This is a genomic window from Massilia sp. GER05, assembly GCF_052056005.1.
In the GTDB taxonomy this organism is placed as follows: domain Bacteria; phylum Pseudomonadota; class Gammaproteobacteria; order Burkholderiales; family Burkholderiaceae_D; genus Telluria; species Telluria orientalis.
Genome location: NZ_CP178858.1, coordinates 216,140 through 239,203 on the forward strand (window position 1 = coordinate 216,140; position 23,064 = coordinate 239,203).

General features: G+C 68.5%; 20 protein-coding genes. 5 read left to right on the forward strand and 15 right to left on the reverse strand.

Annotated features, from left to right (window positions below; all coding sequences use genetic code 11):
* Nucleotides 1-3 precede the first annotated feature (3 nt).
* Nucleotides 4-1,116 carry a DegT/DnrJ/EryC1/StrS family aminotransferase gene (locus ACL58G_RS00960; RefSeq protein ID WP_440964662.1) on the forward strand — a complete coding sequence of 371 codons (1,113 nt, stop codon included), beginning with the start codon at nt 4-6 and terminating at the stop codon, nt 1,114-1,116.
* Here ACL58G_RS00960 and ACL58G_RS00965 read toward each other — a convergent pair whose 3' ends face one another.
* The 10 genes from ACL58G_RS00965 to ACL58G_RS01010 all read right to left on the reverse strand — a co-directional run bounded on the left by ACL58G_RS00965 (nt 1,117) and on the right by ACL58G_RS01010 (nt 12,531).
* Nucleotides 1,117-3,072, reverse strand: coding sequence for a GAF domain-containing sensor histidine kinase (locus ACL58G_RS00965; RefSeq protein ID WP_413386323.1), 1,956 nt, complete (start codon nt 3,070-3,072; stop codon nt 1,117-1,119).
* A gap of 183 nt (nt 3,073-3,255) precedes the next feature.
* Nucleotides 3,256-3,747, reverse strand: coding sequence for a hypothetical protein (locus ACL58G_RS00970; protein WP_413386322.1), 492 nt, complete (start codon nt 3,745-3,747; stop codon nt 3,256-3,258).
* Between the two features lie 87 nt (nt 3,748-3,834).
* Nucleotides 3,835-4,014, reverse strand: a complete 180-nt coding sequence (locus ACL58G_RS00975; RefSeq protein WP_440964663.1) for a hypothetical protein — start codon at nt 4,012-4,014, stop codon at nt 3,835-3,837.
* Between the two features lie 85 nt (nt 4,015-4,099).
* Entirely contained in the window at nt 4,100-5,326 is a 1,227-nt protein-coding gene (glcF, locus tag ACL58G_RS00980; protein ID WP_440964664.1) for a glycolate oxidase subunit GlcF, read from the reverse strand.
* A gap of 2 nt (nt 5,327-5,328) precedes the next feature.
* Nucleotides 5,329-6,387, reverse strand: a complete 1,059-nt coding sequence (gene glcE / locus ACL58G_RS00985; RefSeq protein WP_440964665.1) for a glycolate oxidase subunit GlcE — start codon at nt 6,385-6,387, stop codon at nt 5,329-5,331.
* A 2-nt stretch (nt 6,388-6,389) separates the two neighbouring features.
* On the reverse strand, nt 6,390-7,889 hold the full coding sequence (locus tag ACL58G_RS00990) for an FAD-linked oxidase C-terminal domain-containing protein (protein WP_440964667.1): 1,500 nt from the start codon (nt 7,887-7,889) through the stop codon (nt 6,390-6,392).
* Nucleotides 7,886-9,553 carry an L-lactate permease gene (locus ACL58G_RS00995; RefSeq protein WP_440964669.1) on the reverse strand — a complete coding sequence of 556 codons (1,668 nt, stop codon included), beginning with the start codon at nt 9,551-9,553 and terminating at the stop codon, nt 7,886-7,888. Before ACL58G_RS00995 ends, ACL58G_RS00990 begins: the two co-directional genes overlap by 4 nt.
* Before the next feature lie 106 nt (nt 9,554-9,659).
* Nucleotides 9,660-11,105 (reverse strand): LutB/LldF family L-lactate oxidation iron-sulfur protein, encoded by a 1,446-nt coding sequence (locus ACL58G_RS01000; protein WP_440964670.1) that lies wholly within the window; start codon nt 11,103-11,105, stop codon nt 9,660-9,662.
* The gene (locus tag ACL58G_RS01005; protein WP_440964672.1) at nt 11,102-11,779 is read right to left on the reverse strand and encodes a LutC/YkgG family protein; all 678 of its coding nucleotides are present in this window, start codon (nt 11,777-11,779) and stop codon (nt 11,102-11,104) included. Before ACL58G_RS01005 ends, ACL58G_RS01000 begins: the two co-directional genes overlap by 4 nt.
* Nucleotides 11,776-12,531 (reverse strand): (Fe-S)-binding protein, encoded by a 756-nt coding sequence (locus ACL58G_RS01010; protein WP_413386314.1) that lies wholly within the window; start codon nt 12,529-12,531, stop codon nt 11,776-11,778. Before ACL58G_RS01010 ends, ACL58G_RS01005 begins: the two co-directional genes overlap by 4 nt.
* Before the next feature lie 100 nt (nt 12,532-12,631).
* Here ACL58G_RS01010 and ACL58G_RS01015 point away from each other — a divergent pair, with 100 nt between their 5' ends.
* Nucleotides 12,632-13,324 carry a FadR/GntR family transcriptional regulator gene (locus ACL58G_RS01015; RefSeq protein WP_413342197.1) on the forward strand — a complete coding sequence of 231 codons (693 nt, stop codon included), beginning with the start codon at nt 12,632-12,634 and terminating at the stop codon, nt 13,322-13,324.
* Between the two features lie 145 nt (nt 13,325-13,469).
* Complete coding sequence (locus tag ACL58G_RS01020; protein ID WP_413386313.1) at nt 13,470-13,841, forward strand: hypothetical protein; 372 nt, start codon at nt 13,470-13,472, stop codon at nt 13,839-13,841.
* Between the two features lie 54 nt (nt 13,842-13,895).
* Here ACL58G_RS01020 and ACL58G_RS01025 read toward each other — a convergent pair whose 3' ends face one another.
* The gene (locus ACL58G_RS01025) at nt 13,896-14,639 is read right to left on the reverse strand and encodes a metallophosphoesterase family protein (RefSeq protein ID WP_440964674.1); all 744 of its coding nucleotides are present in this window, start codon (nt 14,637-14,639) and stop codon (nt 13,896-13,898) included.
* 1 nt (nt 14,640) lies between these two features.
* Nucleotides 14,641-15,354 carry a 7-cyano-7-deazaguanine synthase QueC gene (gene queC / locus ACL58G_RS01030; RefSeq protein WP_413386311.1) on the reverse strand — a complete coding sequence of 238 codons (714 nt, stop codon included), beginning with the start codon at nt 15,352-15,354 and terminating at the stop codon, nt 14,641-14,643.
* A gap of 94 nt (nt 15,355-15,448) precedes the next feature.
* Here queC and ACL58G_RS01035 point away from each other — a divergent pair, with 94 nt between their 5' ends.
* Both ACL58G_RS01035 and ACL58G_RS01040 read left to right on the forward strand, forming a co-directional pair.
* Entirely contained in the window at nt 15,449-17,329 is a 1,881-nt protein-coding gene (locus ACL58G_RS01035; RefSeq protein WP_440964676.1) for an autotransporter assembly complex protein TamA, read from the forward strand.
* Nucleotides 17,329-21,801 (forward strand): translocation/assembly module TamB domain-containing protein, encoded by a 4,473-nt coding sequence (locus tag ACL58G_RS01040; RefSeq protein ID WP_440964678.1) that lies wholly within the window; start codon nt 17,329-17,331, stop codon nt 21,799-21,801. Before ACL58G_RS01035 ends, ACL58G_RS01040 begins: the two co-directional genes overlap by 1 nt.
* Nucleotides 21,802-21,874: 73 nt before the next feature.
* On the opposite strand, the gene ACL58G_RS01045 is transcribed toward ACL58G_RS01040, so the two are convergent.
* Genes ACL58G_RS01045 through ACL58G_RS01055 form a run of 3 tightly spaced genes read right to left on the reverse strand, consistent with a single transcriptional unit; the run spans nt 21,875 to nt 23,046 of the window.
* Nucleotides 21,875-22,297, reverse strand: a complete 423-nt coding sequence (locus ACL58G_RS01045; protein ID WP_440964680.1) for a DUF1801 domain-containing protein — start codon at nt 22,295-22,297, stop codon at nt 21,875-21,877.
* Nucleotides 22,298-22,312: 15 nt separating this feature from the next.
* Nucleotides 22,313-22,726 carry an SRPBCC family protein gene (locus ACL58G_RS01050; RefSeq protein ID WP_056126802.1) on the reverse strand — a complete coding sequence of 138 codons (414 nt, stop codon included), beginning with the start codon at nt 22,724-22,726 and terminating at the stop codon, nt 22,313-22,315.
* Nucleotides 22,723-23,046, reverse strand: coding sequence for an ArsR/SmtB family transcription factor (locus tag ACL58G_RS01055; protein ID WP_025511203.1), 324 nt, complete (start codon nt 23,044-23,046; stop codon nt 22,723-22,725). The genes ACL58G_RS01050 and ACL58G_RS01055 overlap by 4 nt, the downstream gene beginning before the upstream one ends.
* Nucleotides 23,047-23,064 lie beyond the last annotated feature (18 nt).

Below are 23,064 nucleotides of genomic sequence, written 5' to 3' on the forward strand. Positions count from 1 at the left end.
CCCATGACCCTGCTGAACTTTTCCCAACCGGCGCTCGACGACGCCACCCTCGCCGCCGTGACCGACACGATGAAGACCGGCTGGATCGCCAGCGGCCCGCGCGTCCTGGCATTCGAGCGCGCGCTGTCCGGGACCTTTGGCGGCCGCCCCACGCGCACGCTGACGTCGGCCACGGGCGCGATGGAACTGGCGCTGCTGGCGTGCGGCATTGGTTCCGGCGACGAGGTGATCACGTCCACGCAAAGCTTCTTCTCGACGATGAACATGATCGTCAAGGTCGGCGCCCGCCCCGTGTTCGTCGACTGCGACCTCGTCACGCGCGCGATCGACCTCGACCAGGTGGCGGCCGCCATCACGCCGCGCACCAAGGCGATCGTGCCCACGCACTTCCCCGGCGCCCTGGGCGACATGGACGCGCTGTACGCGCTGGCCCGGCGCCACGGCCTGCGGGTGATCGAGGACGCGGCCCTCGTGCAGGGCTCGACGTGGAAGGGACAGCCCATCGGCAGCTTCGGCGACATCGCCACGTTCTCGTTCCACCCGAATAAAAACATGACGACGATCGAGGGCGGCGCCATCGTCGTGCCCGACGACGAGACTGCAAAGCGCATCGAGGTGCTGCGCTTCCACGGCATCGAGCGCCTGGCGGACGATACGCGCGACGTCGCGGTCGCGAGCGGCAAGTACAACATGTCGGACGTGTCGGCCGCGATCGGCCTCGCCCAGCTCGCGCAACTGCCCGCCTTCCTGGCGCAGCGCCAGCGGCTGGCCGAGCGCTATTTCGACGTGTTCCCGGACATCGACGGCGCCGTGCTGCCGCCGCGCGGCGTGCCGGGCCAGAGCTGGAACATGTTCTGCGTGCTGCTGCCGTACGAAGCGCTCGGCACGACGCGGCAACGCTTCCGCGCCGCACTGCGCGAACGGGAGATCGCGACGGGCCTGTCGTACGAACCGTCGCACCTGACGACGCTCGGCCGCAGCCTCGGCTGGCGCGAAGGCCAGTTCCCGAACGCGGAACGGATCGGCCGGGAGACCGTCACGATCCCCCTGCACTGCGGGATGACCGAAGCCGACGTGGACCGCGTGTGCGCGGCCATCGCCGACAGTTTGACCTGATCAGGCAGCCTTCAGCCCGGGCCGGGCGGTCTTGCGCGGAAAGCGCAGGTGGTAGCGCAGGCCCTGCCCCGGGCTGCTGTCCACGCGCAGCGAGCCTTGCAGCACGTTCGTCGCGAGGTTGTACAGGATGTGGCCACCGAGGCCGCTGCCGCCGCTGCCGCGCTTCGTCGTGAAGAACGGGTCGAACAGCTTGGCGAGCGTCTCCGCATCCATGCCCACGCCGTCGTCGGCGTAGTCGAACACGACGTGGTCGCCGTCGAGCGCCGCGTGGAGCGTGATGTGGCCGGGCTGGTCGCGCTCGAAGCCGTGCATCAGTGAGTTGACGACCATGTTGGTGACGATCTGCGACACCGCGCCCGGAAAACTCTCCAGCAGCAGGTCCTTCGGGCAGTCGACCGCGACTTCCAGCGGCCGGCCCTTCAGCTTCGGCTGCAGCGACAGCAGCACTTCGTTCAAATACGTGCCGAGATTGAAGGTGCGGATATCGTCCGAGGACTGGTCCACCGCGACCTGCTTGAAACTGCGCACGAGGGCCGCGGCGCGCTGCGTGTTGGTGGTCAGGATGCGCAGGGACTGGTCGACGATGTCGAAGAACGCCTCCAGGCTGTCCTGGGTCATGTCCCCCGCCGCCAGCTCCTCGCGCGTGAGCTTGAGTTCCTGCACGAGGTGGCTCGTGGCCGTCACGCAGATGCCCAGCGGCGTGTTGATCTCGTGCGCGACGCCGGCCACCATCTGGCCCAGCGACGCGAGTTTTTCCTTGCGCACCAGTTCCGTCTGCGCTTCCTGCAACTGGTGCAGCGCCTGTTCGAGCGCGGCGTTCTGCTGTTCCAGGCGCTCCTTGGCCTTGCGGATGGCGCGGTCGGCCTGCATGCGCGCGATCGCCACCGCCACGTGGCTGGAGATGAAGGCCATCAGGTCCAGGTCCGCCTTCGTGTAGACGACGGTCGGGTCATAGCTCTGCACGACCAGCACGCCGTACGCCTTGTCGTTGACGAGCATCGGCGCGCCGATCCAGCTCGCGATGTCCGTGCTCCCCAGCGGGTGCTTCACCCTGCCCGCCGCATGCAGGCGCGCGAAGCTGCCGGCGTCGTGGAGCTGCGCCTGCTTCGTCTGCAGCACGTACGACACCATGCCCATCCCGAACGGGAAGCGCTGCTGCGGCGGCACGTCGTCCTTTTCGTCGGCAAAGTACGGGATGCTGATCTCGCCCGTGTCCGGATGCGTGAGCGCGATGATGAAGTTCTTCGCCATCATCAGTTCGCCGATGATGGCGTGCAGGCTGGCCGCCAGCACGTCGGTCTCGATGGCGGAGGCCGACAGGTCCGCGATCTGGTACAGCGCATGCTGCACCTGTTCCGCGCGGCGGCGCTCGGCCACCTCGCGCGCCAGCGCGCGCGTGCGCTCCTGCACGGCGCGCTCGAGCCGGTCCATGCTCTGCAGGCCCTGCAGCGCGTTCGACACGTGGTTGGCGATCAGCGCGAACAGCGCCTGGTCTTCCTCGCTGTACGTGTACTCGGGCAGGTAGCTCTGGATGACGATGGCGCCCACGGCCTCGTGCTGCTGGTCGAGCAGCGGGCAACCCATCCAGTGCTCGGCGATGCTGCCCGTGCCCCAGACGCCGCCATTCTCGCGCGCCCGCATTTCGTCGCCCGTCACCACGAGGGGCTGCTTGTTGAGCATGACCCACGCCGTCGGCGATTCGTCGGGCGACGCCAGCGTCACACGCTCGTCGGGGCCCGGCCCGGCGTCGCGCGAGTCGACGAAATAGACGAACCGGACTGTGTCGTCTTCCCGCTCGGCCAACGTGACGTAGAAGTTCTCCGCATACATGATGCGGCCCAGCGCGCGGTGCACGGCGCCGATGAACTCGGTGACGTCGGTACAGCTGGCGGACAGGTGCCCGATGCCCAGCAGCATGGCCTGGACCGTTTCCAGGCGGGCGAGACGGTCTTCCATCGATTCCCCTTGTCGAACAAAAAGTTACGCTCGGGAAATCTTATCAGCTCACGCCCGGGTTGCGGAGATTGCGTCGCCAAAAACCACAAAGTTCCGTGGGCTCGGGGAGCCCACGCTACGACGGCGATACATACGTAGGGTGGGCACGCCGTGCCCACGCGTGACGTTCGCCACGTGTGGCGGCTACCGCGGGGCGCGGAAGTCGTTCTCGACCCACGTCGACGCCGACGCCGGCGACAACTTGAAATCGGGACGCACGCGCACCTGCGCCACGCGCTCGCCCATCTCGTCGAACGCGCTCAGCAGCGCATACGGATTGTCCTCGTCCGGGACGATGTCCAGCGTCACCTTCAGCTCGCCGTCGGCGGTCGAGACGACGGTGCTCTTGTGCAATTGCGCGTGCAGCTGCTGCTCGTGGCGGCGGATCACTTCGGACGCCGTCTTGACGAGCGTGTGGAAAGCCGGCGTATCGAGCGGCTTCGGGTTTTTCTTGTCGCGGCCCATGGTCCAGGGGCCGACGAGGGCCGGCTCGGATTCGCCGTCCTTGTACATGGCCACGGCCCAGCCGTCGTCGTCTTCGTTCTTGATGACGCGTGCGGTCCAGCCGTTGCCCTGCCACAGACGGGGCTCCTGCACGGGAGCATCATCGTCGTGGTCTGGGAAGTCGTCGTTCATTCTTGCTTTCTCGGTCGTGCGGGCATGCGCCCAGAAGCAAGATCATAGGCGTTCGCGGCGCACTGGACAAGCGCCGCTTCCGTACCGCTAGATGATGCGCAGGTCGGGGCCGCGGGGCGGCACGATGGGTGGGCCGGGCGGCGTGCTGCGCGGGTCGATCGCCGGCGAGGGGATCTGGCTCTTGAACGGATTGATGATGATCGGTGGAATCGCCGGCGGTGCCGAGGGCGGATTCTTGTGGCCGGCGGCGTACGGGATACACTGCATGGAAAGCCTCCTGCAAACAGAGCAGGCTGTCAGTATAGACCTCGAGTCCAGCATTGCAAGGCTTGATTTCCGGCCACTTTTTGCCCTACTGCAGCGCGCGGTCGAGCAGTTCGACCCAGTGCTCCACCGGCACGTCCGTCCCCGACTGCAGGTGCGTGATGCAGCCGATGTTGGCGGACACGATGCGCTCCGGCGCCGTCGCTTCCAGCCGCGCCAGCTTGTCGTCGCGCAGCCGCAGCGACACCTCCTTGTGCAGCACCGAATACGTGCCGGCCGAGCCGCAGCACAGGTGGCTGTCCGCGCACAGCCGCACGTCGACGCCCGCCGCGCGCAGCAGGTCCTCGACCTTGCCGCGGATTTTCTGGCCATGCTGCAAGGTGCACGGCGGGTGGTACGCGACCCGCTCGCCCTTCTCCCGCGTTCCGAGCTTCGCCCGCAGCTTGGCCTCGAACTCGGGCAGCACTTCGCTGACGTCCTTCGCCGCGGCCGAGACGCGCGCCGCCTTGTCGGCATATGCCGGATCGCCGGCCAGCGCATGGCCGTATTCCTTGATCATCGCGCCGCAGCCGGACGCGTTGATCAGGATGGTGTCGATGCCCTGCTCCAGATACGGCCACCACGCGTCGATATTGCGGCGCATGTCGGCGCGGCCGCCATCCGCATCGTTCATGTGCCAGCGGATGGCGCCGCAGCAGCCGGCCCGGCTGGCCGCGACGATCTGCACGCCGACGGCATCGAACACGCGCGCCGTCGCCGCGTTGATGTTCGGCGACATCGCCGGCTGCACGCAGCCTTCCAGGAACAGCATCTTGTGCGCGTGCCCGGTGCGCGGCCACACGCCCGCGCTTCGCCGCGCGGGCACCTTGTCCTTCAACGCCTGCGGCAGCAGCGGCCGCACCGCCTGCCCCGCCTTCATGGCCGGCGTGAACAGCCAGCGGCGCGGCAGGGTTTCCTTCAGCAGCGTGCGCAGCATGCGCTGGCGCGCGGGCCGCGCGACCTGCTGCTCGACGACGCGCCGGCCGATGTCGGCCAGCCGCCCGTACTGCACGCCGGACGGACAGGTCGATTCGCAGTTGCGGCACGTGAGGCAGTGGTCCAGGTGCGCCTGGGTTTTATCGGTCGCGGGCCGGCCTTCGAGCACCTGCTTGATCAGGTAGATGCGGCCGCGCGGGCCTTCCAGCTCGTCGCCGGACAGTTGATAGGTCGGGCACGTGGCGGTACAGAAGCCGCAATGCACGCATTTGCGCAGAATCGCGTCGGCCTCGTCGCCGTCGCGCGTGCCCCGGATGAAATCGGCGAGATTGGTTTGCACGGCTAGAAATCCTTGTACATGCGGCCGCGGTTGAACACCCCGGCCGGGTCGAACACATTTTTGAGTTGGTGGTGGATCGCGAGGACCGCGGGCGCCAGCGGCTGGAACACCCCGACACTCCCATCGCCGCCGCGGAACAGCGTCGCGTGGCCGCCGGCCTTGCCCGCGGCCGCGCGCACCGTGGCCGCATCGGCATCGGTGCGGAGCCAGCGCTGCGCCCCGCCCCATTCGATCAGTTGCGGTCCTTGCAGCGCCAGCGGCGGCGCAACCGTCGGCAGGGACAGGCGCCACATGCTGTCGGCGTCCGCGAAGAACGCGCCGTCATGCTCGCGCAGCGCGCGCCACCAGCCGTCGGCATCGTCCAGCAGTTCGCCACCGATGCGCTTGCGCGCCGCGTCGACGGCCGACCGCGCGCCGGACAGGCGCACCGTCAGCACGCCGTCGTGCCAGCTGGAGGCGGAGACCGGCAACGGCTGGCCGCCCCATTCGTTCAGCCGGCGCAGCGCCTCGTCCTCGTTCATGTGCAGCCGCACCGTGCATTCGGCGACGGGCTGCGGCAGCACCTTCAGCGACACCTCGGCGATCAGGCCGAACACGCCCAGCGATCCGGCCAGCAGGCGCGACACGTCGTAGCCCGCCACGTTCTTCATCACCTTGCCGCCGAAGTGCAGCGTCTCTCCCTTCCCGTCCACCAGCACGGCGCCGAGCACGAAATCGCGCACGGCGCCCGCGGCCCGGCGGCGCGGTCCGGACAAGCCGGCGGCCACGGTGCCGCCGATCGTCGCGCCGGGACCGAAGTGCGGCGGCTCGAACGCGAGCATCTGGCCGTGCTGCGCCAGATGCGCCTCGATCTCGGCCAGCGGCGTGCCGCAGCGGGCCGTGATCACGAGTTCGGTCGGCTCATAGTCCGTGATGCCGCGATACGTCGTCGTGTCGAGCACCGTGCCCTGCACGTCCTGCCCGTACCAGTCCTTGCTGCCGCCGCCGCGGATGCGCAGCGGAGTCTTGGTGCCGGTGGCGTGACCGATCCTGTCGGCGAAATCTTGTCGCGTCGTATCCATGGTTAAAAACGCGGCAGGTTGGAAAACGGCATCCGCCCGTGGCGCACGTGCATGCGGCCGTATTCGGCGCAGCGGTGCAGGGTCGGAATCGCCTTGTCGGGATTGAGGATGCCGGCCGGATCGAAGGCGCGTTTGACGGCCAGGAACGCATCCAGCTCGGCGCGCGAGAACTGCACGCACATCGAATTGATCTTCTCGATGCCGACGCCATGTTCTCCCGTGATCGTGCCGCCCACCTCGACGCACAGTTCGAGGATGTCGGCGCCGAACTGCTCCGCGCGGTGGAATTCGCCCGGCACGTTCGCGTCGAACATGATCAGCGGGTGCAGGTTGCCGTCGCCGGCGTGGAACACGTTCGCGCAGCGCAGGCCATACTTCTGTTCCATGGCCTCGATCCGCTGCAGCACGTGGGCGAGGTGCTTGCGCGGGATCGTGCCGTCCATGCAGTAATAGTCCGGCGAGATGCGGCCGACGGCCGGGAACGCGTTCTTGCGGCCGGACCAGAAACGCAGGCGTTCCGCCTCGTCCCGCGACACGGCCAGCGCCGTCGCGCCGCACTCGCTCAGCACTTCGCTCATGCGCGCGATCTCTTCCTCGACTTCCTCGGCGATGCCGTCGGATTCGCACAGCAGCACGGCGGCGGCCCGCGTGTCGTAGCCGGCATGCACGAATTCCTCCGCGACCTGCGTCGACAGCCGGTCCATCATCTCCAGGCCGGCCGGGATGATGCCGGCCGCGATCACGTTGGCGACCGCGTCGCCGGCCTTCACGATGTCGTCGAACGACGCCATCACGACGCGCGCCACGCGCGGCTTCGGCACCAGTTTCACCGTCACCTCGGTCACGACGCCGAGCATGCCTTCCGACCCGATGGCGACCGCGAGCAGGTCGAGGCCCGGCGCGTCCAGCGCCTCGCTGCCCAGTTCGACGATCTCGCCCTCGGTCGTCACCATCCGCACGCGCAGCACGTTGTGCACGGTGAGACCGTATTTCAGGCAGTGCACGCCGCCGGAGTTCTCGGCGACGTTGCCGCCGATCGTGCACGCGATCTGCGACGACGGATCGGGCGCGTAATACAGCCCGTGCGGCGCGGCCGCTTCCGAGATCGCGAGATTGCGCACGCCCGGCTGCACGACGGCCGTGCGGGCGTACGGATCGAGTTTCACGATCCGGTTCAGCCGCGCCGTCGACAGCACGACACCGCCGGCGATCGGCATTGCGCCGCCGGACAGGCCGGTGCCGGCACCGCGCGGCACGATCGGCAGGTTCAATTGCCGGCACACGGCGATGGCGGCCATGATCTGCGCCTCGTTCTCGGGCAGCAGCACGATCAGCGGCATCTGGCGGTAGGCGGCGAGGCCGTCGCATTCGTACGGGCGCGTTTCCTCGGGGTCGGAGCGCACGCAGCGGTCCGGCAGGACGGCCAGAAGCGCGGCCAGCGGCGCGGCTGCGGCCTCGCGCTGGCTGACGGCCCGGGTTTCGGGAGAGACGGGAGCATTCATCGGATCACCAGCAACGTGAACGGCCACACATACGCCTGCAGCGTGACCATGACACCGACCAGCACGGCCAGTGCGAGAGAGTGGAAGAAGACGAAGCGCAGGATGTCGCCTTCGTGGTTGATCCAGCGCGTGGCCGTGGAGGCGACGACGATGGACTGGGCATCGATCATCTTGCCCATGACGCCGCCGGAACTGTTCGCGGCGCCCATCAGGTTCGGGGCCAGGCCCAGCTGCTCCGCCGCCACCTTCTGCATGCCGCCGAACAGCACGTTCGACGCGGTGTCGGAACCCGTCATCGCCACGCCGAGCCAGCCCATGAGGGTGCCGAAGAACGGGTACAGCGCGCCCGTGTTGGCGAAGGCGAGGCCCAGGGTCGTGTCGGTGCCGGAGTAGCGCGTGAGCGTGCCCAGGGCCAGCATCAGCACGATGGTCAGCAGCGAGTAGCGCACGAGCCACAGCGTGCGGAAGAACGTGCGCACGATCGCTTTGATGCTGTAGTGCATGAACAGCGCGCCGGCGATGGCCGACAACAGGATGCCGGTGCCCGTCGCCGACAGCAGGTTGAACACGTAGATCGCGGATTCCGGCTCGGCGTGCGGCACCACTGGCGGCACGCGCATCACCAGGTTATGCAGGCCATCCATCGGGAACTTCGGCGCGAACAGCGTGTTGAAATACGCCTTCACCGGCGGCAGGCCCCAGATGAAGACGAACACGGTCAGGATGAGCCACGGCGTCCAGGCGCGCACGATCTCCGCCCGCGTGTACCGTTCGGCGCTCTCGGCGCTCTTGGTACGATGAGGCGCGGTCTCCGCCTCGCGGTCCTTCAGGCTGGCCGACGTCCACACGGTCTTCGGCTGCCACACGCGCAGGAACAGGATCAGCGACGCCATCGACACGAGGGCCGCGATGATGTCCACCAGTTCCGGGCCGATGAAGTTCGACACGAGGAATTGCGGGATCGCGAACGACAGGCCCGTCACGAGGATCGCGGGCCAGATGTCCCACATCGCCTTGCGGCCGGCGAACGCCCAGATCAGCCAGAACGGCACGAGCAGCGAGAAGAACGGCAGCTGGCGGCCGATCATCGCCGTGACTTCCATCAGGTCGTAGCCGTGCACCTTGGCCAAGGTGATCACGGGCGAACCGAGCGCGCCGAAGGCGACCGGCGCCGTGTTCGCGATCAGCGACAGGCCGGACGCGGCCAGCGGCGAGAACCCGAGCCCGATCAGGATGCCGGCCGTGACCGCGACCGGCGTGCCGAAGCCCGCCGCGCCCTCGAAGAATGCGCCGAAGCAGAACGCGATCAGCAGCAGTTGCAGGCGGCGGTCGTTCGTGATGCCGGACAGCGAGGCCTGCAGCACCTTGAAGCTGCCGTTCTGTTCGCACAACTGCTGCAGGAAGATGATGTTCAGGACGATCCAGCCGATGGGCAGCAGGCCCGTGAAACCGCCCAGCAGCGCGGCCTTGCCGGCCATCGCGGCCGGCATCGAGTAGGCGAAGACGGCCACGCAGAACGCCGCGGCGAGGCCGAGCGCGGCCGCGATGTGCGCCTTGATGTGGAAGAAGCCGAGCGCGGCGAGCATCACCACCACGGGGATCGCGGCCAGCAGGGTCGATAGGGCCATGCTGCCGAACGGATCATAAACCTGTTGCCATACCATCTACGTCTCCTTGATTGATTGAATTCTTATCGTTGGGTGGGCACCCGTGCCCACGCGTGACGTTCGCGCGATGCCCGCGTTACGCGTGGGCACAGGAGTGCCCACCCTACGTTTTCTGATTTCTGTCGCGCAGCAGGTCGGCCAGGCTGCGCGGCGCCGGTTCGAGGGGGGTTCGATACTTCGTCCAGCCCAGTTGGTCCTTCGGTGCCAGCACACGCAGCCGCGTGGCCGCCCAGCGGAACATGCGGTACACGCCGGGCCGGCCGAACGCGCCGCGCCAGAAGCGCCAGACGAGGCGCTCGCCGCGGCTGTACCTGGCGCCCTGCCCGCGCAGCGGATGTTCGACCTCGGCGTCGGGATTGCGGTTCGCTTCCGTGCGCAGGCGCACGAGCAGTTGCGGGATCGGGATGCGCACGGGGCAGACGTCGCCGCACGCGCCGCACAGGCTCGAGGCCGTGGCCAGATCCGCCGTCGACTCCAGGCCCAGCAGGTGCGGCGACAGGATCGCGCCGATCGGCCCCGGATACGTCGTGCCGTACGCATGGCCGCCGATGCGGCCGTAGACGGGGCAATGGTTCATGCACGCGCCGCAGCGGATGCATTGCAGCGTGGCCCGCAGCTCCTCGTCGGCATAGGCCTGGGTGCGGCCGTTGTCGAGCAGGACGAGGTGCAGTTCGCGCGGGCCGTCCAGCTCACCGGCGCGGCGCGGGCCCGAGATCAAATTGAAATACGTGGTGACGGCCTGCCCCGTCGCGGAGCGCGTCAGCAGGCTCGCGAGCGGCACGATGTGCTCCAGCTTTTCCACGACCTTCTCGATGCCCATGATGGCGATGTGCACGTCCGGCACGGTGGTCGACAGGCGGCCGTTGCCCTCGTTCTCGACGAGCCACAGGGTGCCCGTGTCGGCCGCGGCGAAGTTCACGCCGGACAGGCCGATGTCGGCCTCGACGAACGCATTGCGCAACGTATGGCGTCCGGTCTGGATCAGGCGGTCGACGTCTTCCGTGTATTCCGTGTCCGGAATGTGCTCGGCGAACAGCGCGCCGATGTCGGCGCGGGTCTTGTGAATCGCCGGCATCACGATGTGCGACGGCTTTTCGCCCGCCAGCTGGACGATGTATTCGCCCATGTCCGACTCCAGGCACTTGATGCCGCGCGCCTCGAGGTAGTGATTCAGCTCGATCTCCTCGCTCGCCATCGACTTGCCCTTGACGATGCTCCGCGCGCCGCGCGCGGTGGCGATGCCGTGGATGATCGCATTCGCTTCCTCGGGCGATGCCGCCCAGTGGACCGTCGCGCCGGCCGCCGTCAGCTTCGCTTCCAGCCGTTCCAGCAGCGCGGGCAGTTTTGCAAGTGCGTTCTTGCGCACCGCTTCGCCGAGGTCGCGCAGGCGCTGGAGCTCGTCGTCGTCGCCGAACTGGCTGCGGCGCTTGTCCTGCAGGAAGGTCATCGCGCCCTTGAAACTCTGGCGCAGCTGGGCATCGTCCAGCGCCGCGCGGCTGCGTGCGTGGAAATCCCGGGACGGGACGAACTGCAAGGGGGACGTGGTCATGCGCTCTCCCCGGTGACGATGACGACCCACGTCCAGCGCGGACCGTGCGCGCCGAAGGCCAGGGTCTGCTGGATGTCGGATGTGCGGGATGGCCCCGTCGCGAGCACGAGATTGGTCGGCATGCCGTCCTGCCAGCGCTCCGCGTGCAGCGCCTGGTGCAGGTCGGCGTGCAGGGTGTGCGCGTGGACGAGTGCGATGTGCAGCGGCGGCACCAGCGACACGGTGCGCGGAGACGCCGCATCCGGCGCCAGCACCAGCGTGCCGGTGGCGGCGATGCCGGAACGGGCGACGGTGAAGCCGGCATCGACGGTGCCGAACAGTTCTCCTTTCCAGTCTTCCAGCGGACGGTCGAAGGCGAGCGCTTCGACGCTCGGCGGCAGCGCGGCACGCAGGGCGCGGCCTTCAGCGCTCGCGCTGTCGACGAGGATGCGGCGCACGCCCGCGTCGGCGATGCGTTGCGCTAGCAGCGCGGGCCATTCGTCGGCCCGGGCGCACCACGCCTGCGCGCGCACGGCCTCCAGCGCGGCCTGCATGCGCTGAGCGAGAACGTGTGGCGACGCGGCGCCGCGGCGCGCGTCGAAATGGGCGTCGATGCGGTGTTCGAGATCGTGGGTGTCCGCACCGTGCGGAGCGGCCGCGCGCAGGCGGCCCAGGATGCGGTCGCGTGCGCTCATGCCTGTTCTCCCGCGCCACCAATTCGGCGCCACAAGAAGCTGGCCAGATGCTCGACGGCGAGCGGCGCGCCCTGGTGCTGCGCGGCGTGGCCGATGTTGAGCAGGCAGGCGCAATCGGCCGACACGACGCGGCGGCAGCCCGTCGCGCGCATGGACGCGACCTTGTCCGTGACCATGGCGCCGGAAATGTCCGCGTGCTTGATCGAGAACGAGCCGCCGAAACCGCAGCATTCGGATTCGCGCTCGTGCTCCACGCGCGTGACGCCGGGCACCGCGTCGACCAGCGCCACGCCATGGGCCCGCGTGCCCATCTCGCGCCGCGCGGAACAGGAGGTGTGCAGGACGACCTCCTCCGGCACCACGGGCGCCCCGGCCGGCAGCTTCCACTCCAGGACGTGCAGCAGGAAGGCGCCGAACTCGACCACGCGTGCCGCCACGGCCCGCGCCTGCGCTTCGACGATGGGGTCGGCGCGGAACAGCTCGGGCCAGTGCTTGCGCATCATGCCCGCGCACGAGCCGGAGGGGACGATGATGGGCCAGGGTTCGGGAAACAGGTCCAGCTGGGCGCGCGCGACGGCCCGGGCCTCGTCCGGGTTACCGCTGCTCCAGGCGGGCTGTCCGCAGCAGCTCTGGCCGCGCGGGTAGTGGACGGTGACGCCGGCCGCTTCCAGCACGCGCACGGCGTCGAGCCCGGCCTGCGGCATGAACAGGTCGATCACACACGTACCGAACAGATACACGTTGCGAGTCATGCAATGTCTCCAAAAGGGATTGTGTTTTTTCTTTTAGTTGTCAGATCTTTCCAGTATTCTCAGGGCATCACAAACTGGTTGGGCCAGAGCAGGAGAAGTCGTGGGACAGGTCAAGTCGGTCACCAGCAAACTTGAAGAGGCATTGCTTGAAGGCACTTTCCCGGCCAACTCGAAGCTGCCGTCGGAGCGCGAGCTGGCCGAGCGTTACGGGGTGTCGCGCAACACGGTGCGCGAGGCGATCCAGCAACTGGGGGCGCGGGGACTCGTGCGCATCCGGCCGCGCAGCGGCGTGTTCGTGTCGGACCAGTTGCGCACGGGCGCGACGTCGCCGTGGGGCCAACTGATCGCCGACAGCCCCGCGCGGCGCGAAGACATCCTGGAATTCCGGCGCGTGCTGGAAGGCGCCACCGCCTATTTCGCCGCCCTGCGCGGCACGGACGACGACCTGGAACGCATCCGCGGCGCGATGGCGCGGCTCGACCAGGCGCGCCGGGACAGCAACCATGCCGCCGAATCGCGCATCGACGTCGAACTGCACGAGGCGATCGCCCAGGCCTCGGGCAACAGCATGTTCCTGCACCTGCACAGCAGCGTCACGAAGATGATGCGCGAGCACATCATCCGCAACGTCGACGGCTTGCGCGAGCTGAATCAATCGGTGTCGGAAATCCTGGCGCTGCAGCACCGCACGATCTGCGACGCGATCTGCGCGCGGCGCCCGGAAGAAGCGCGCACGGCGATGCAGACGCACATCGACTACGTGCGCAGCCGGTTCGACGCGGACGAGGGATAACCGACGCTGGTTGGGCCAGCGCCGTTCGTCAGCCTTTGCAACGCTCCGGCCCCCGAAACATGCAGTTTGTCGCAGTCAGATGGAGCGCATCGGGACGTATGGATACAGTACGACCATCCGATCAACGACACCCCGAGAACCCATCATGAAAAAGACTGCCGCCATCATCATCCTGTTCCTGTTCGCCCTGCTCGTCTGGAACGTCTTCACGTTCGGCGACAGCGTCGTCACGATCGGCGACGAGGACATCGGCGGGCCGCTGGGCGCCGTGCTGGCGACGGTCTTCGCGGGCGGCGGCATGCTGCTGGCCGGATTGATCATGCTGTTCGTGGGCGCCGTGCTCGCCGTGGTGTTCGCCGGCGTGGGCGTCCTGGTCATCGGCGCCCTGGCCCTGGGTGCCTGCGTGCTGGCCCTGCTGATTTCGCCGCTGCTGCTGCCGCTGCTGGTGCCGCTGGCGATCGTGTGGTTCTTCGTGAGCCGCTCGCGCAAGCACCGCATCATGCAGCAGCCAGTCTAACTGGTAGGGTGGGCACCCCGTGCCCACGCGTGACGTTTGCCACGTGTTGGCGTTTCAAATTCCTTCCACCAACCGCATCGCGAACACGATCGGCAACCCGGCCGCGATCACCTTCCGCGCGGCCGCGCCGTGGTCATACGGCACCCTGAAATACTGGATTTCGCGCGCGGCATCGTCGAACACCGCATAGCACGCCGCGTTGTTCTGGTCGCGCGGCTGGCCCACGGCGCCGGGCAGCACGAGGTACTGGTGCTGCGGCTGCAGCGGGATCACCTCCCCGGCCTGCGGCACGTGCCGGCCCATGCGGCCGTCGTCGGCACGGCGGTACAGCGCGGGCGCATGCACATGGCCGGAAAACACGATGCGGCTGCCGCTGGCGCGGATGCTGCGCTCGGCCTCCTCGGTCCCAGTCACGTATTCCCACCGCTCGGGCGCATGCGCGCTCGCATGCACGAAGCACGCGTTGCCGTGTCGTTGGACGAGGGGCAGCGCGGCCAGGAACGCCAGCTGCCCGGCTTCCAGCTGGCCGCCCGTCCAGGCGATGACTTCGCGCGCTTCCGCATGCATGCGCGGATTCAACGGCCGCGTGACGGCAACATCGTGATTGCCCTGCACCGCGACGGCGCCCCGCGCAACGTACTCCATCACGGTGCGCACGACCCAGGCCGGATCGGCGCCGTAGCCGACGAAGTCGCCCGTGAACGCGTACTGGTCGACGTGCTGGCGTTCCGCGTGCGCGAGGCAGGCTTCCACCGCCTCGCGGTTCGCGTGCAGGTCGGTCAGCAGGGCGAGGCGCATGTCAGCTACCCAGGCGCTCCCGCGCGTACTGCTCGTAGCCGCGTGCACGCAGCTCGCACGCCGGGCACTTGCCGCAGCCATGGCCCCACGCGTGCGCGGCGCCCCGTTCGCCCAGGTAGCAGGTGTGGGTGTCGAAGCGGATCAGGTCGACGAGCGCCTCGCCGCCGCACTGCTCCGCCAGTTGCCACGTCTGCTTCTTGTCGATCCACATCAGCGGCGTCTCGACCTTCAGGCGCGTGGCCATGCCCAGGTTCAGCGCGACCTGCAGCGCCTTCATCGTGTCGTCGCGGCAGTCCGGGTAGCCGGAGAAATCCGTCTCGCACATGCCGCCCACGAGCACAGTCAGGCCGCGGCGGTACGCCACGGTCGCGGCCACCGTCATGAACAGCAGGTTGCGGCCGGGAACGAAGGTGTTCGGCAAGCCGTTGGCCTGCATCTGGATCTCGACGTTGCTGGTCAGCGCCGTGTCGGAAATGCGCGAGATCAGCGACAGGTCGATCAAATGATCCTCGCCGAGGCGTTGGTCCCAGGTGGCCGACAGCGCGCGCATCTTCGCGAGCACGGGCGCGCGCACGTCGAGTTCGATCGCATGGCGCTGGCCGTAGTCGAAGCCGATGGTTTCCACGTGCGCGTAGCGTTGCAGCGCCCATGCGAGACAGGTGGTGGAATCCTGTCCTCCGCTGAACAGGACGAGGGCGGTATCGGGTTGGTGCATGATGGGTTCCTGTAATGACGTCGTCGCTGAGTCGTCCGCCATCTTATTTGACAATCAGTTAAGATGTGCCCGGCAAATTGACGAATGGAGCGACATGATTTCCGCACGACCCGACCCATGCACGGCGATGGCGCCGGCGCGACCACGAATTTTGGCACAAATCGTGCTGGCCGTGAACGCGCTGTGTGTCGTCCCGGTCGCGGCCGCGCAGGATCAGCCTCCCCCCGAAGCACCCTCTCGAGCCATCGACTACGACGTGCGCATCGACGCGCCGCGCCAGCTGCGCGACCTGCTGGAAAACAACCTCGACCTGATGCGCTGGCGCGGCAACCCGCGCCTCGACATGGAGCAGCTGCTGCGCCTCGTACGCACGACGCCCGAGCAGATCAAGACCCTCGTCGCCACCGAAGGCTATTACACGCCGAAGGTGTCCGCCGACCTCGACACGTCGGGCGCCAAGCCGCGCGCGCTCGTCGACGTCGAACCGGGCGAGCCGGTCGTCGTGGGCGACGTCGACATCGAGTTGCGCGGCTTCGTCCCGTTCGACAAGGGCAGCGCCCCGATCGACGCGGCCGCCCTCCGTAACCGCTGGACCCTCCCCGTCGGCGCGCGCTTCCGCACGGCGGACTGGGAAGCGGCCAAGCGCGGCCTCGTGCGCCAGGTGGCGCAATCGCGCTTCCCGCGCGCGCAACTGCTCGATTCTTCCGCCACCGTCGATCCGGACACGCACCGCGCACTGCTGAAGGTCGTCATCGACAGCGGCCCGGACGCGCGCTTCGGCGGACTCAAGATCGAGGGCCTGCAGCGCTATCCGGCCAGCGTGATCACGAACCTGAACACGATCCGCCCCGGCGACGAATACAACGAGGCTGTGCTGCAGGCGCTGCAGGGCCGCCTGCAGGACACGGGTTATTTCGCCAGCGTGGAAGTGAGCGCCGACATGTCGTCCGTGATCGCGTCGCAAGTGCGGGACCTCAAGGAAAACGAGGGCGCGACGCCGCAGCCGCCGTCCGGGCCCGCGACGTTGCCCGTCCTTGTGCGCGTCACCGAAAACAAACGCAAGAACGTGGCGCTCGGCGTCGGTTTCTCGACCAACACGGGCGCCCGCACGCAGGCCGAGTACGACGACCTGAACGTGTTCGGCAAGCGCATGAAGAGCAACGTGCTGTACGAACAGAAGCACCAGGCCGCGAAGGCCGAGTTCTACCTGCCGACGACGACGGGCGGCTACAACAACAGCTTCGGCGCCGGCTACGACCGCCTCGACGCCAACGGCCAGATCACGCGCACGACGAGCATCCACGCCAAGCGCGCGTGGGGTTCGCCGCTGCTGGAAAAGACGCTCACGCTGGAAGCGCTGACGGAACAGGTGACCATCGACGACCTGCCGACCACGCGTGTAAAAAGCGTGCCGCTGACGTTCTCGATCACCAGGCGGAAGCTGGACAGCCTCGTGCAGCCGTCGCGCGGCTATATCGTCAACGCGCAGGTCGGCGGCGCCTTCCTGCCCGTGCTGACGGACGAGAAATTCGTGCGCGTCTACACACGCGGCCTCGTCTACAAGCCGGTCGGCGAGTCCGGGACGCTGATCATGCGCGGCGAATTCGGCGCGGTCGGCTCCAAGGACAAGAACGGCGTGCCGTCGACATTCCTGTTCCGCGCCGGCGGCGACCAGTCCGTGCGCGGCTACGGCTACCAGCAGCTGGGCGTGCCGGTCGGGTCCGCCATCACGGGCGGCCGCTACCTGCTCACCGGCAGCGCCGAATACGATTACTGGTTCAAGCCGCCGTGGGGCGCGGCCGTGTTCTACGACGTCGGCAACGCGGGCGACAATTTTCATGACCTGAAACCGAAGGTCGGCTACGGCGTCGGCGCGCGCTGGCGCAGCCCCGTCGGCCCGATCAACGTCGACGTCGCCTACGGCAAGGCGGTCCATAAAGTCCGCCTGCATTTCTCACTGGGATTCACGTTCTGATGGAAGCCGATCAACAAACGCCCCAAACCCCGGCGCCAGTGCGCCGCTGGCCGCGCCGCGTCGGCATCGGCGTGGTCGTCGTCGGCGTCGTGCTGGGCGGCGCCGTCTGGTACCTGGGCCGCGAGACCACCCTGCAAATGATCGCCCAGCGCGTCGCCAACGCGAGCGGCGGCAAGCTGACCCTGTCCGGCGTCTCCGGTTCGCTGTACGGCCACATGCACATCGGCCACGTCGTGTTCCGCAGCGAGACGTCCGTGACGACCGCGGACGACATCGACATCGACTGGAAGCCCTGGCAATACCTGTCGCGCGGCGTGGAGATCGACAAGCTGTACGCGCGCGTGGTGCGCGTGGAAACGCTGAAGGAATCGACGGAACCGACGACGATGCCCACGCGCCTCGCGCCGCCCTTCAAGATCGCGGTGGAGGATGCGCGCCTGGCGAAAGCCATCTTCGTGAACAAGGGCGCGACGACGGAAATCGACGACATCCGCGTGCGCGTGCACGGCGACAAGGCGCAGTGGAAGCTCGACTACGCGTCCGCGAACACGCCCTGGGGCCAGGTCGCGGCCAAGGGCGGCATCGCGAACACGCTGCCGTATAAACTCGATGCGGATGCGAGCCTGACGCAGTCGCAGCCCGCAGCGCCAGCGCAGACCGAGGCGCCGCCGAGCCTGGGCGCGCAGCTGAAACTGCACGCGTCGGGCGACCTGCAAAAGACCGTCATCGACGCCACCGGCCAGGCCGCGCGCGCGCAGGGCAAGGCGCAGATCGTGATGTCTCCGTTCGCGGACATCCCGCTGCAGGCGTTCACGCTCGACGCGCACAACATCGACCCCGGGTTCTTCAGCCCGACGCTGCCGAGCGCGGACCTGAACCTGGCCGTGGCCGTGCGCCTCGACCCGAATCGCAACATCGCCGGCACCGTCAACCTGACGAACGACGGCGCCGTCGGCACGCTCGACCAGCAACGCCTGCCGCTGCGGGCGATGCGCGGCCAGCTGGGTGGCAGCCTGACGTCCATGCGCATCACCGACGTGCTGATCGACGTGGGCAGCGCCGGCCGCTTCACGGGCAGCGGCAGCGTGCAGCGCGGTCCGGACGAACAAGGCCTCGGCACGGCCGAATTCGCGCTGCACACGGACCGCTTCGACCTGCACGACGTCTACGGCAGCATGAAGCCGACGCAGATCGCGGGCGACATCAAGGTCGCCAACACGAAGGACACGCAGACGCTGGACGTGAACCTGTCGGACGCGGGCCTGCGCCTCGCCGCCCAGGCCGCGCTGGCCGACAACGTGCTCACCGTGCGCGATGCGCGCCTGACCGCGGGCAAGAGCAGCGTGCGGATCACGGGCAATGCGAACCTCAAGGACAGCAAGCCGTTCAAGGCGAATGCGGTGGTGAGCCGCTTCAACCCGGCCGACTTCGGCAAGTTCCCGCAGGCGGACATCAATGCCGAGATCAACGCGGCCGGCGCGCTCGCCCCGCAGTGGAAGGTCGCGGCCGATTTCGCCGTGCGTCCGAGCCGGCTGTTCGACCAGCCGCTGTCCGGCCGCGGCAAGCTGGACGCGGATGCCACGCACGTGCACGACGTCGATGCGACGCTGGCGCTGGGCCAGAACACGGTCGACTTGCGCGGTGCGTTCGGCAAGCCGGGAGAACGACTGACGTGGAAGGTCGACGGCAAGCAGCTCTCGGCGCTGCGCGGCGATTTGTATGGCGCCGTGCTCGCGAGCGGCGTCGTCACCGGCACGATGGAAGCGCCGCGCACGACGTTCGAGGTCGACGCCCGCAACCTCGGCTGGGTGCCGCGCGAACGGAAAAACGACAATGGTTCCGTGCATGCGAGCGGCGAGGCCTGGCTGTCCGGCAAAGAAGGCGCGCGCAGCGTCGAACTCACGGCCAAGGGCGACATGCAGCGCCTGAACCCGGCCGCCTTCGGCTCGCCGCTGGCCGGCAGCATCAACGGCGGCTTCACCGCCAGCGGCCGCACGGGCGCGAACATGGGCGGCGCCGTCGACCTGGCGCTGCAGGATTCCACCTTGTCGAAATCGCCGCTGTGGGGCCACGCCAGGCTTGCGGCGGACAAGCGCCATGTGTCGAACGCCGACGTCGACCTGCACCTGGGCGGCAACGTCGTCGCCGCGAAGGGCGCGTTCGGCAGCGGGCGCGATACGCTGAACTGGCGCATCGACGCGCCGCAGCTGGCCGCGCTGGGCCCGGACTTCGGCGGCGCGCTGCGCGGGTCCGGCACCTTGTCCGGCACGATGGACATGCCGTCGCTGACGGCCGCCATCGAGGGCCAGAACATCCGCGCGATGGGCACGCAGTCGGTCAAGGCACTGAAGGCCACGGCGAACCTGGGCGCGGGCCGCGGTGCCGCCGATCCGCTCGCGCTCGACGTGTCGGTGACGGATTACGCGAGCACGACGACGGACAAGCTGGGCAACGTCGGCGAAACGAAGATCGCGTCCGCGCGCCTGACGTCGACGGGCACGCGCGGCGCGCACACGATCCAGGCCGCGGCACGCGGCGACAGCTTCGACGCCGCGCTGGCCGTGCACGGCGGCCTGACGGGCAATACATGGAACGGCACGGTCGACGCGCTGAAGAACAGCGGGCGCTACGCCATGACGCTGGCCGCGCCCACGCCGCTGCGCATCGCCGGTGCGCCCGGCAGCGGCCTCGCGGGCCTCGCGAAACCGGAGCAGATCGCGCTCAGCGGCGCGACGATCCGGCTGCCCGCCGGTTCCGTCACGATCGACTCGCTGGCCAAGATCGGCCCGCGCTGGAACACGCGCGGCAGCGCCACCGGGGTGCCGATGAACTATCTGGCGCAGGCGTCGGACGCGATGCGCCAGAACGTGCGCGGCGACCTGACGCTCGGCGCGCAATGGGCGATCGACCTGCGCGCGCCCACTGCGGCCGGCGCCGTGCCGCAGCTCGCGGGCAGCGTGCACGTGTTCCGCGAAAAGGGAGATTTGATCGCGGGCGACATCTCGCCGATCGCGCTGGGCCTGCGCCAACTGGACTTGCGCGCGGACGTCGCCGGCGGCGCGCTGCGCAGCCGGTTCGCGCTGGACGGCACGCGCATCGGCACGGCCAATGTGGACGCCACCGCGCAGTTGCTGCAGGGCCGCGTCGACAACGACAGCCCCTTGAAACTGACGGCCAATGCGAGCCTCGCGTCGCTGTCGTGGGTATCGCCGCTGCTCGGCCAGCCGGGCCTGGAAGTGGACGGCGCGCTGCGCCTCGCGATCAACGGCACGGGCACCGTCGGCGCGCCGACCCTGAACGGCAATATCGAAGGCGACGGCCTCGCCGTGCGCTGGCCGGACCAGGGCGTCCGCCTGCGCAACGGCCAGCTGCGTGCCCAGCTCGCGGGCGACCAGCTGCAGCTGCAGCGCCTGACCCTGGAAGGCAACAGCGGCCACGCGACGGCGGACGGCTTCGTGCGCTTTGCCGGCGGCGAAGCGACGATGAACCTGAAACTCGTCGCGGACAAGCTGGAAGCGCTGTCGCGCCCGGACCGAACCGTCGTCCTCAGCGGCCAGGCCAGCGTCGTGCGCGACGCGCACCAGTTCCGGGTCGAAGGCAACTTCAAGGCCGACCGCGCGCTCGTCGAACTGGCGCCGCAGGACCGGCCGACGATCTCGGACGACGTCATCGTCCTGGGCCGCGGCAATGCGGCACCGACGACGGCGAAGAAGGAAGGCGCGGTCCCGCTGACGATCGACCTGACGGCCGACCTGGGCGACGACTTCCACCTGCGCGGCATGGGCGCCGACGCCTACCTGACCGGCAGCGTGCACGTGCTGAAGGTGGGCGACCGCCCGCCCCGCGTCAACGGCACCGTGCGCACCGCCAACGGCACGTATGCCGCTTACGGCCAGCGCCTGGCGATCGAGCGCGGCGTGATCACGTTCAGCGGCCCGTACGACAACCCGTCGCTGGACATCCTCGCGGTGCGCAAGCGTCCCGACGGCGAGCAGCTGAACGAGACGAACGTGGAAGCGGGCGTGCAGGTGCGCGGCACGGCGCTGGCGCCGACGGCGAAGCTCGTGTCGACGCCGAACGTGTCCGACAGCGACAAGCTCTCGTGGCTCGTGCTGGGCCACGGCATGGAAGCGACGACGGGCAGCGAGGCCGACGTCCTGAGCGCTGCGGCGGGCGCCCTGCTGGGCGGCAAAGGCGGCACGGGCGGGATCACGAGCAAGCTGGCGAACTCGCTGGGCGTGGACGAACTGGGCGTGCGCCAGGGCGCGGGCCAGGCGTCCGGCCTGGAAAACACGGTGGTCACGGTCGGCAAGCGCATCTCGTCGCGCCTGTACCTGAGCTTCGAACAGGGCGCCGCGACCGCATCGAGCGTCGTGCGGGTGCGCTACAAGATCAACCCGCGCATCACCCTGCAGCTGCAGACCGGGACCAACACGGCGCTGGACGTGCTGTACTCCTGGGCGTTCGACTGATCTGGTGGGCACGGGGTGCCCACCCTACGGTCCGCTCGACGTAGGGTGGGCTCCCCGAGCCCACGATGATCAGTTACGCGGCAGCGGCCTTCGAGCGCTTCGGCTTCGCCTTGGCCGCATTGAGCGCCGCCGCGGCGCGGATGAGCGCACGGAACGCGGCCGGGTCCAGCTCTTCGCCTTCGTGGATGTCGATCGCGCGCCGGGCGTTGCCGTCCAGGCTCGAGTTGAACAGGCCGGACGGGTCCTCCAGCGATGCGCCCTTCAGGAAGGTCAGCTTCACGTGCGACTTGTACGACTCGCCCGTGCAGAGAATGCCGCCGCTGGACCATACGGGCGTCCCCATCCACTTCCATTCTTCCACGACGCCGGGCACCGCTTCGTGGATCAGCGCGCGCACCCGGGCCAGCGCCGCACCGCGCCAGTCACCCAGGTCGGCGATGCGGCGGTCGATCAGTGCGGACGCCGGCAGGTCCGTGGATGCATTCTCCTGCTTCATGTCGCCTCCTTTGGTTCAGTCGTCGAGCTTCGCCAACACCTCGTCGAGGGCGGCCGTGAATTTGTTCCAGCCGTACTTCGCACCATTGTAGGCCGCATCCTGGCCGGGCTGGAAGCCGGTCTGCTCCATTTTCAGGTGCGTGCCCGCGCCGGCCGGGGTCAGGGTCCAGGTGACGACGCTGTCCAGGCCCATCGCGGCCCACGTGTACGACAGCGAACGGTTCGGTTCGATCTCCAGCACCTCGCAGTCGACGGCGCCCCAGTCGGCGCTGAGCTTGAAGCGGTGATGCAGGGCGGGCACGAAATCGTTCTTCATGAGCCACGCTTCGATCAGGTGCGGCTGCGTGAGTGCGCGCCAGAGCTTTTCCGGCGGATGCGCGAATTCGCGTTCGACGGTGACGGTGCGCGTGTGGAGCGAGGTATCGTTCATTGGTCCATCCTTTTCAAGAGGTCTTCCAGGTCATCGAACCGGCTCTCCCAGAACCGGGCCATTTGATTCGTCCAGTCGGCCAGCGGCGCCAATGCCTGCAGCTGGGCGGTGTAGTGCGTCTGGCGTCCTTCATGCCGGTCGCGCACGAGCCCCGCCTGCTTCAACAGCCCCAGGTGCTTGGACACGGCCGGCTGCGAGATGCCGGCCCGGGCCGTGAGGGCCCCGACCGTCTGCTCGCCGTCGCGGCACAGCGATTCGAAAATGGCGCGCCGCGTGGGGTCGCCGAGTGTCCGGAAAAGAATATCGTGGGTGTCTGTCATGGCAATCAATAACCGGCT

Excerpts from the sequence above, each read along its gene's own strand:
- ACL58G_RS01050 (WP_056126802.1), bottom strand. The coding sequence starts at position 22,726 with ATGAACGATACCTCGCTCCACACGCGCACCGTCACCGTCGAACGCGAA.
- ACL58G_RS01020 (WP_413386313.1), top strand. The coding sequence starts at position 13,470 with ATGAAAAAGACTGCCGCCATCATCATCCTGTTCCTGTTCGCCCTGCTC.
- ACL58G_RS01055 (WP_025511203.1), bottom strand. The coding sequence starts at position 23,046 with ATGACAGACACCCACGATATTCTTTTCCGGACACTCGGCGACCCCACG.
- ACL58G_RS00960 (WP_440964662.1), top strand. The coding sequence starts at position 4 with ATGACCCTGCTGAACTTTTCCCAACCGGCGCTCGACGACGCCACCCTC.
- ACL58G_RS01040 (WP_440964678.1), top strand. The coding sequence starts at position 17,329 with ATGGAAGCCGATCAACAAACGCCCCAAACCCCGGCGCCAGTGCGCCGC.
- ACL58G_RS01025 (WP_440964674.1), bottom strand. The coding sequence starts at position 14,639 with ATGCGCCTCGCCCTGCTGACCGACCTGCACGCGAACCGCGAGGCGGTG.
- ACL58G_RS01035 (WP_440964676.1), top strand. The coding sequence starts at position 15,449 with ATGATTTCCGCACGACCCGACCCATGCACGGCGATGGCGCCGGCGCGA.
- ACL58G_RS00990 (WP_440964667.1), bottom strand. The coding sequence starts at position 7,889 with ATGAATGCTCCCGTCTCTCCCGAAACCCGGGCCGTCAGCCAGCGCGAG.
- ACL58G_RS00965 (WP_413386323.1), bottom strand. The coding sequence starts at position 3,072 with ATGGAAGACCGTCTCGCCCGCCTGGAAACGGTCCAGGCCATGCTGCTG.
- ACL58G_RS00970 (WP_413386322.1), bottom strand. The coding sequence starts at position 3,747 with ATGAACGACGACTTCCCAGACCACGACGATGATGCTCCCGTGCAGGAG.
- ACL58G_RS01005 (WP_440964672.1), bottom strand. The coding sequence starts at position 11,779 with ATGAGCGCACGCGACCGCATCCTGGGCCGCCTGCGCGCGGCCGCTCCG.
- queC (WP_413386311.1), bottom strand. The coding sequence starts at position 15,354 with ATGCACCAACCCGATACCGCCCTCGTCCTGTTCAGCGGAGGACAGGAT.
- ACL58G_RS00995 (WP_440964669.1), bottom strand. The coding sequence starts at position 9,553 with ATGGTATGGCAACAGGTTTATGATCCGTTCGGCAGCATGGCCCTATCG.
- ACL58G_RS01010 (WP_413386314.1), bottom strand. The coding sequence starts at position 12,531 with ATGACTCGCAACGTGTATCTGTTCGGTACGTGTGTGATCGACCTGTTC.
- ACL58G_RS01000 (WP_440964670.1), bottom strand. The coding sequence starts at position 11,105 with ATGACCACGTCCCCCTTGCAGTTCGTCCCGTCCCGGGATTTCCACGCA.
- ACL58G_RS00975 (WP_440964663.1), bottom strand. The coding sequence starts at position 4,014 with ATGCAGTGTATCCCGTACGCCGCCGGCCACAAGAATCCGCCCTCGGCA.
- glcE (WP_440964665.1), bottom strand. The coding sequence starts at position 6,387 with ATGGATACGACGCGACAAGATTTCGCCGACAGGATCGGTCACGCCACC.
- ACL58G_RS01045 (WP_440964680.1), bottom strand. The coding sequence starts at position 22,297 with ATGAAGCAGGAGAATGCATCCACGGACCTGCCGGCGTCCGCACTGATC.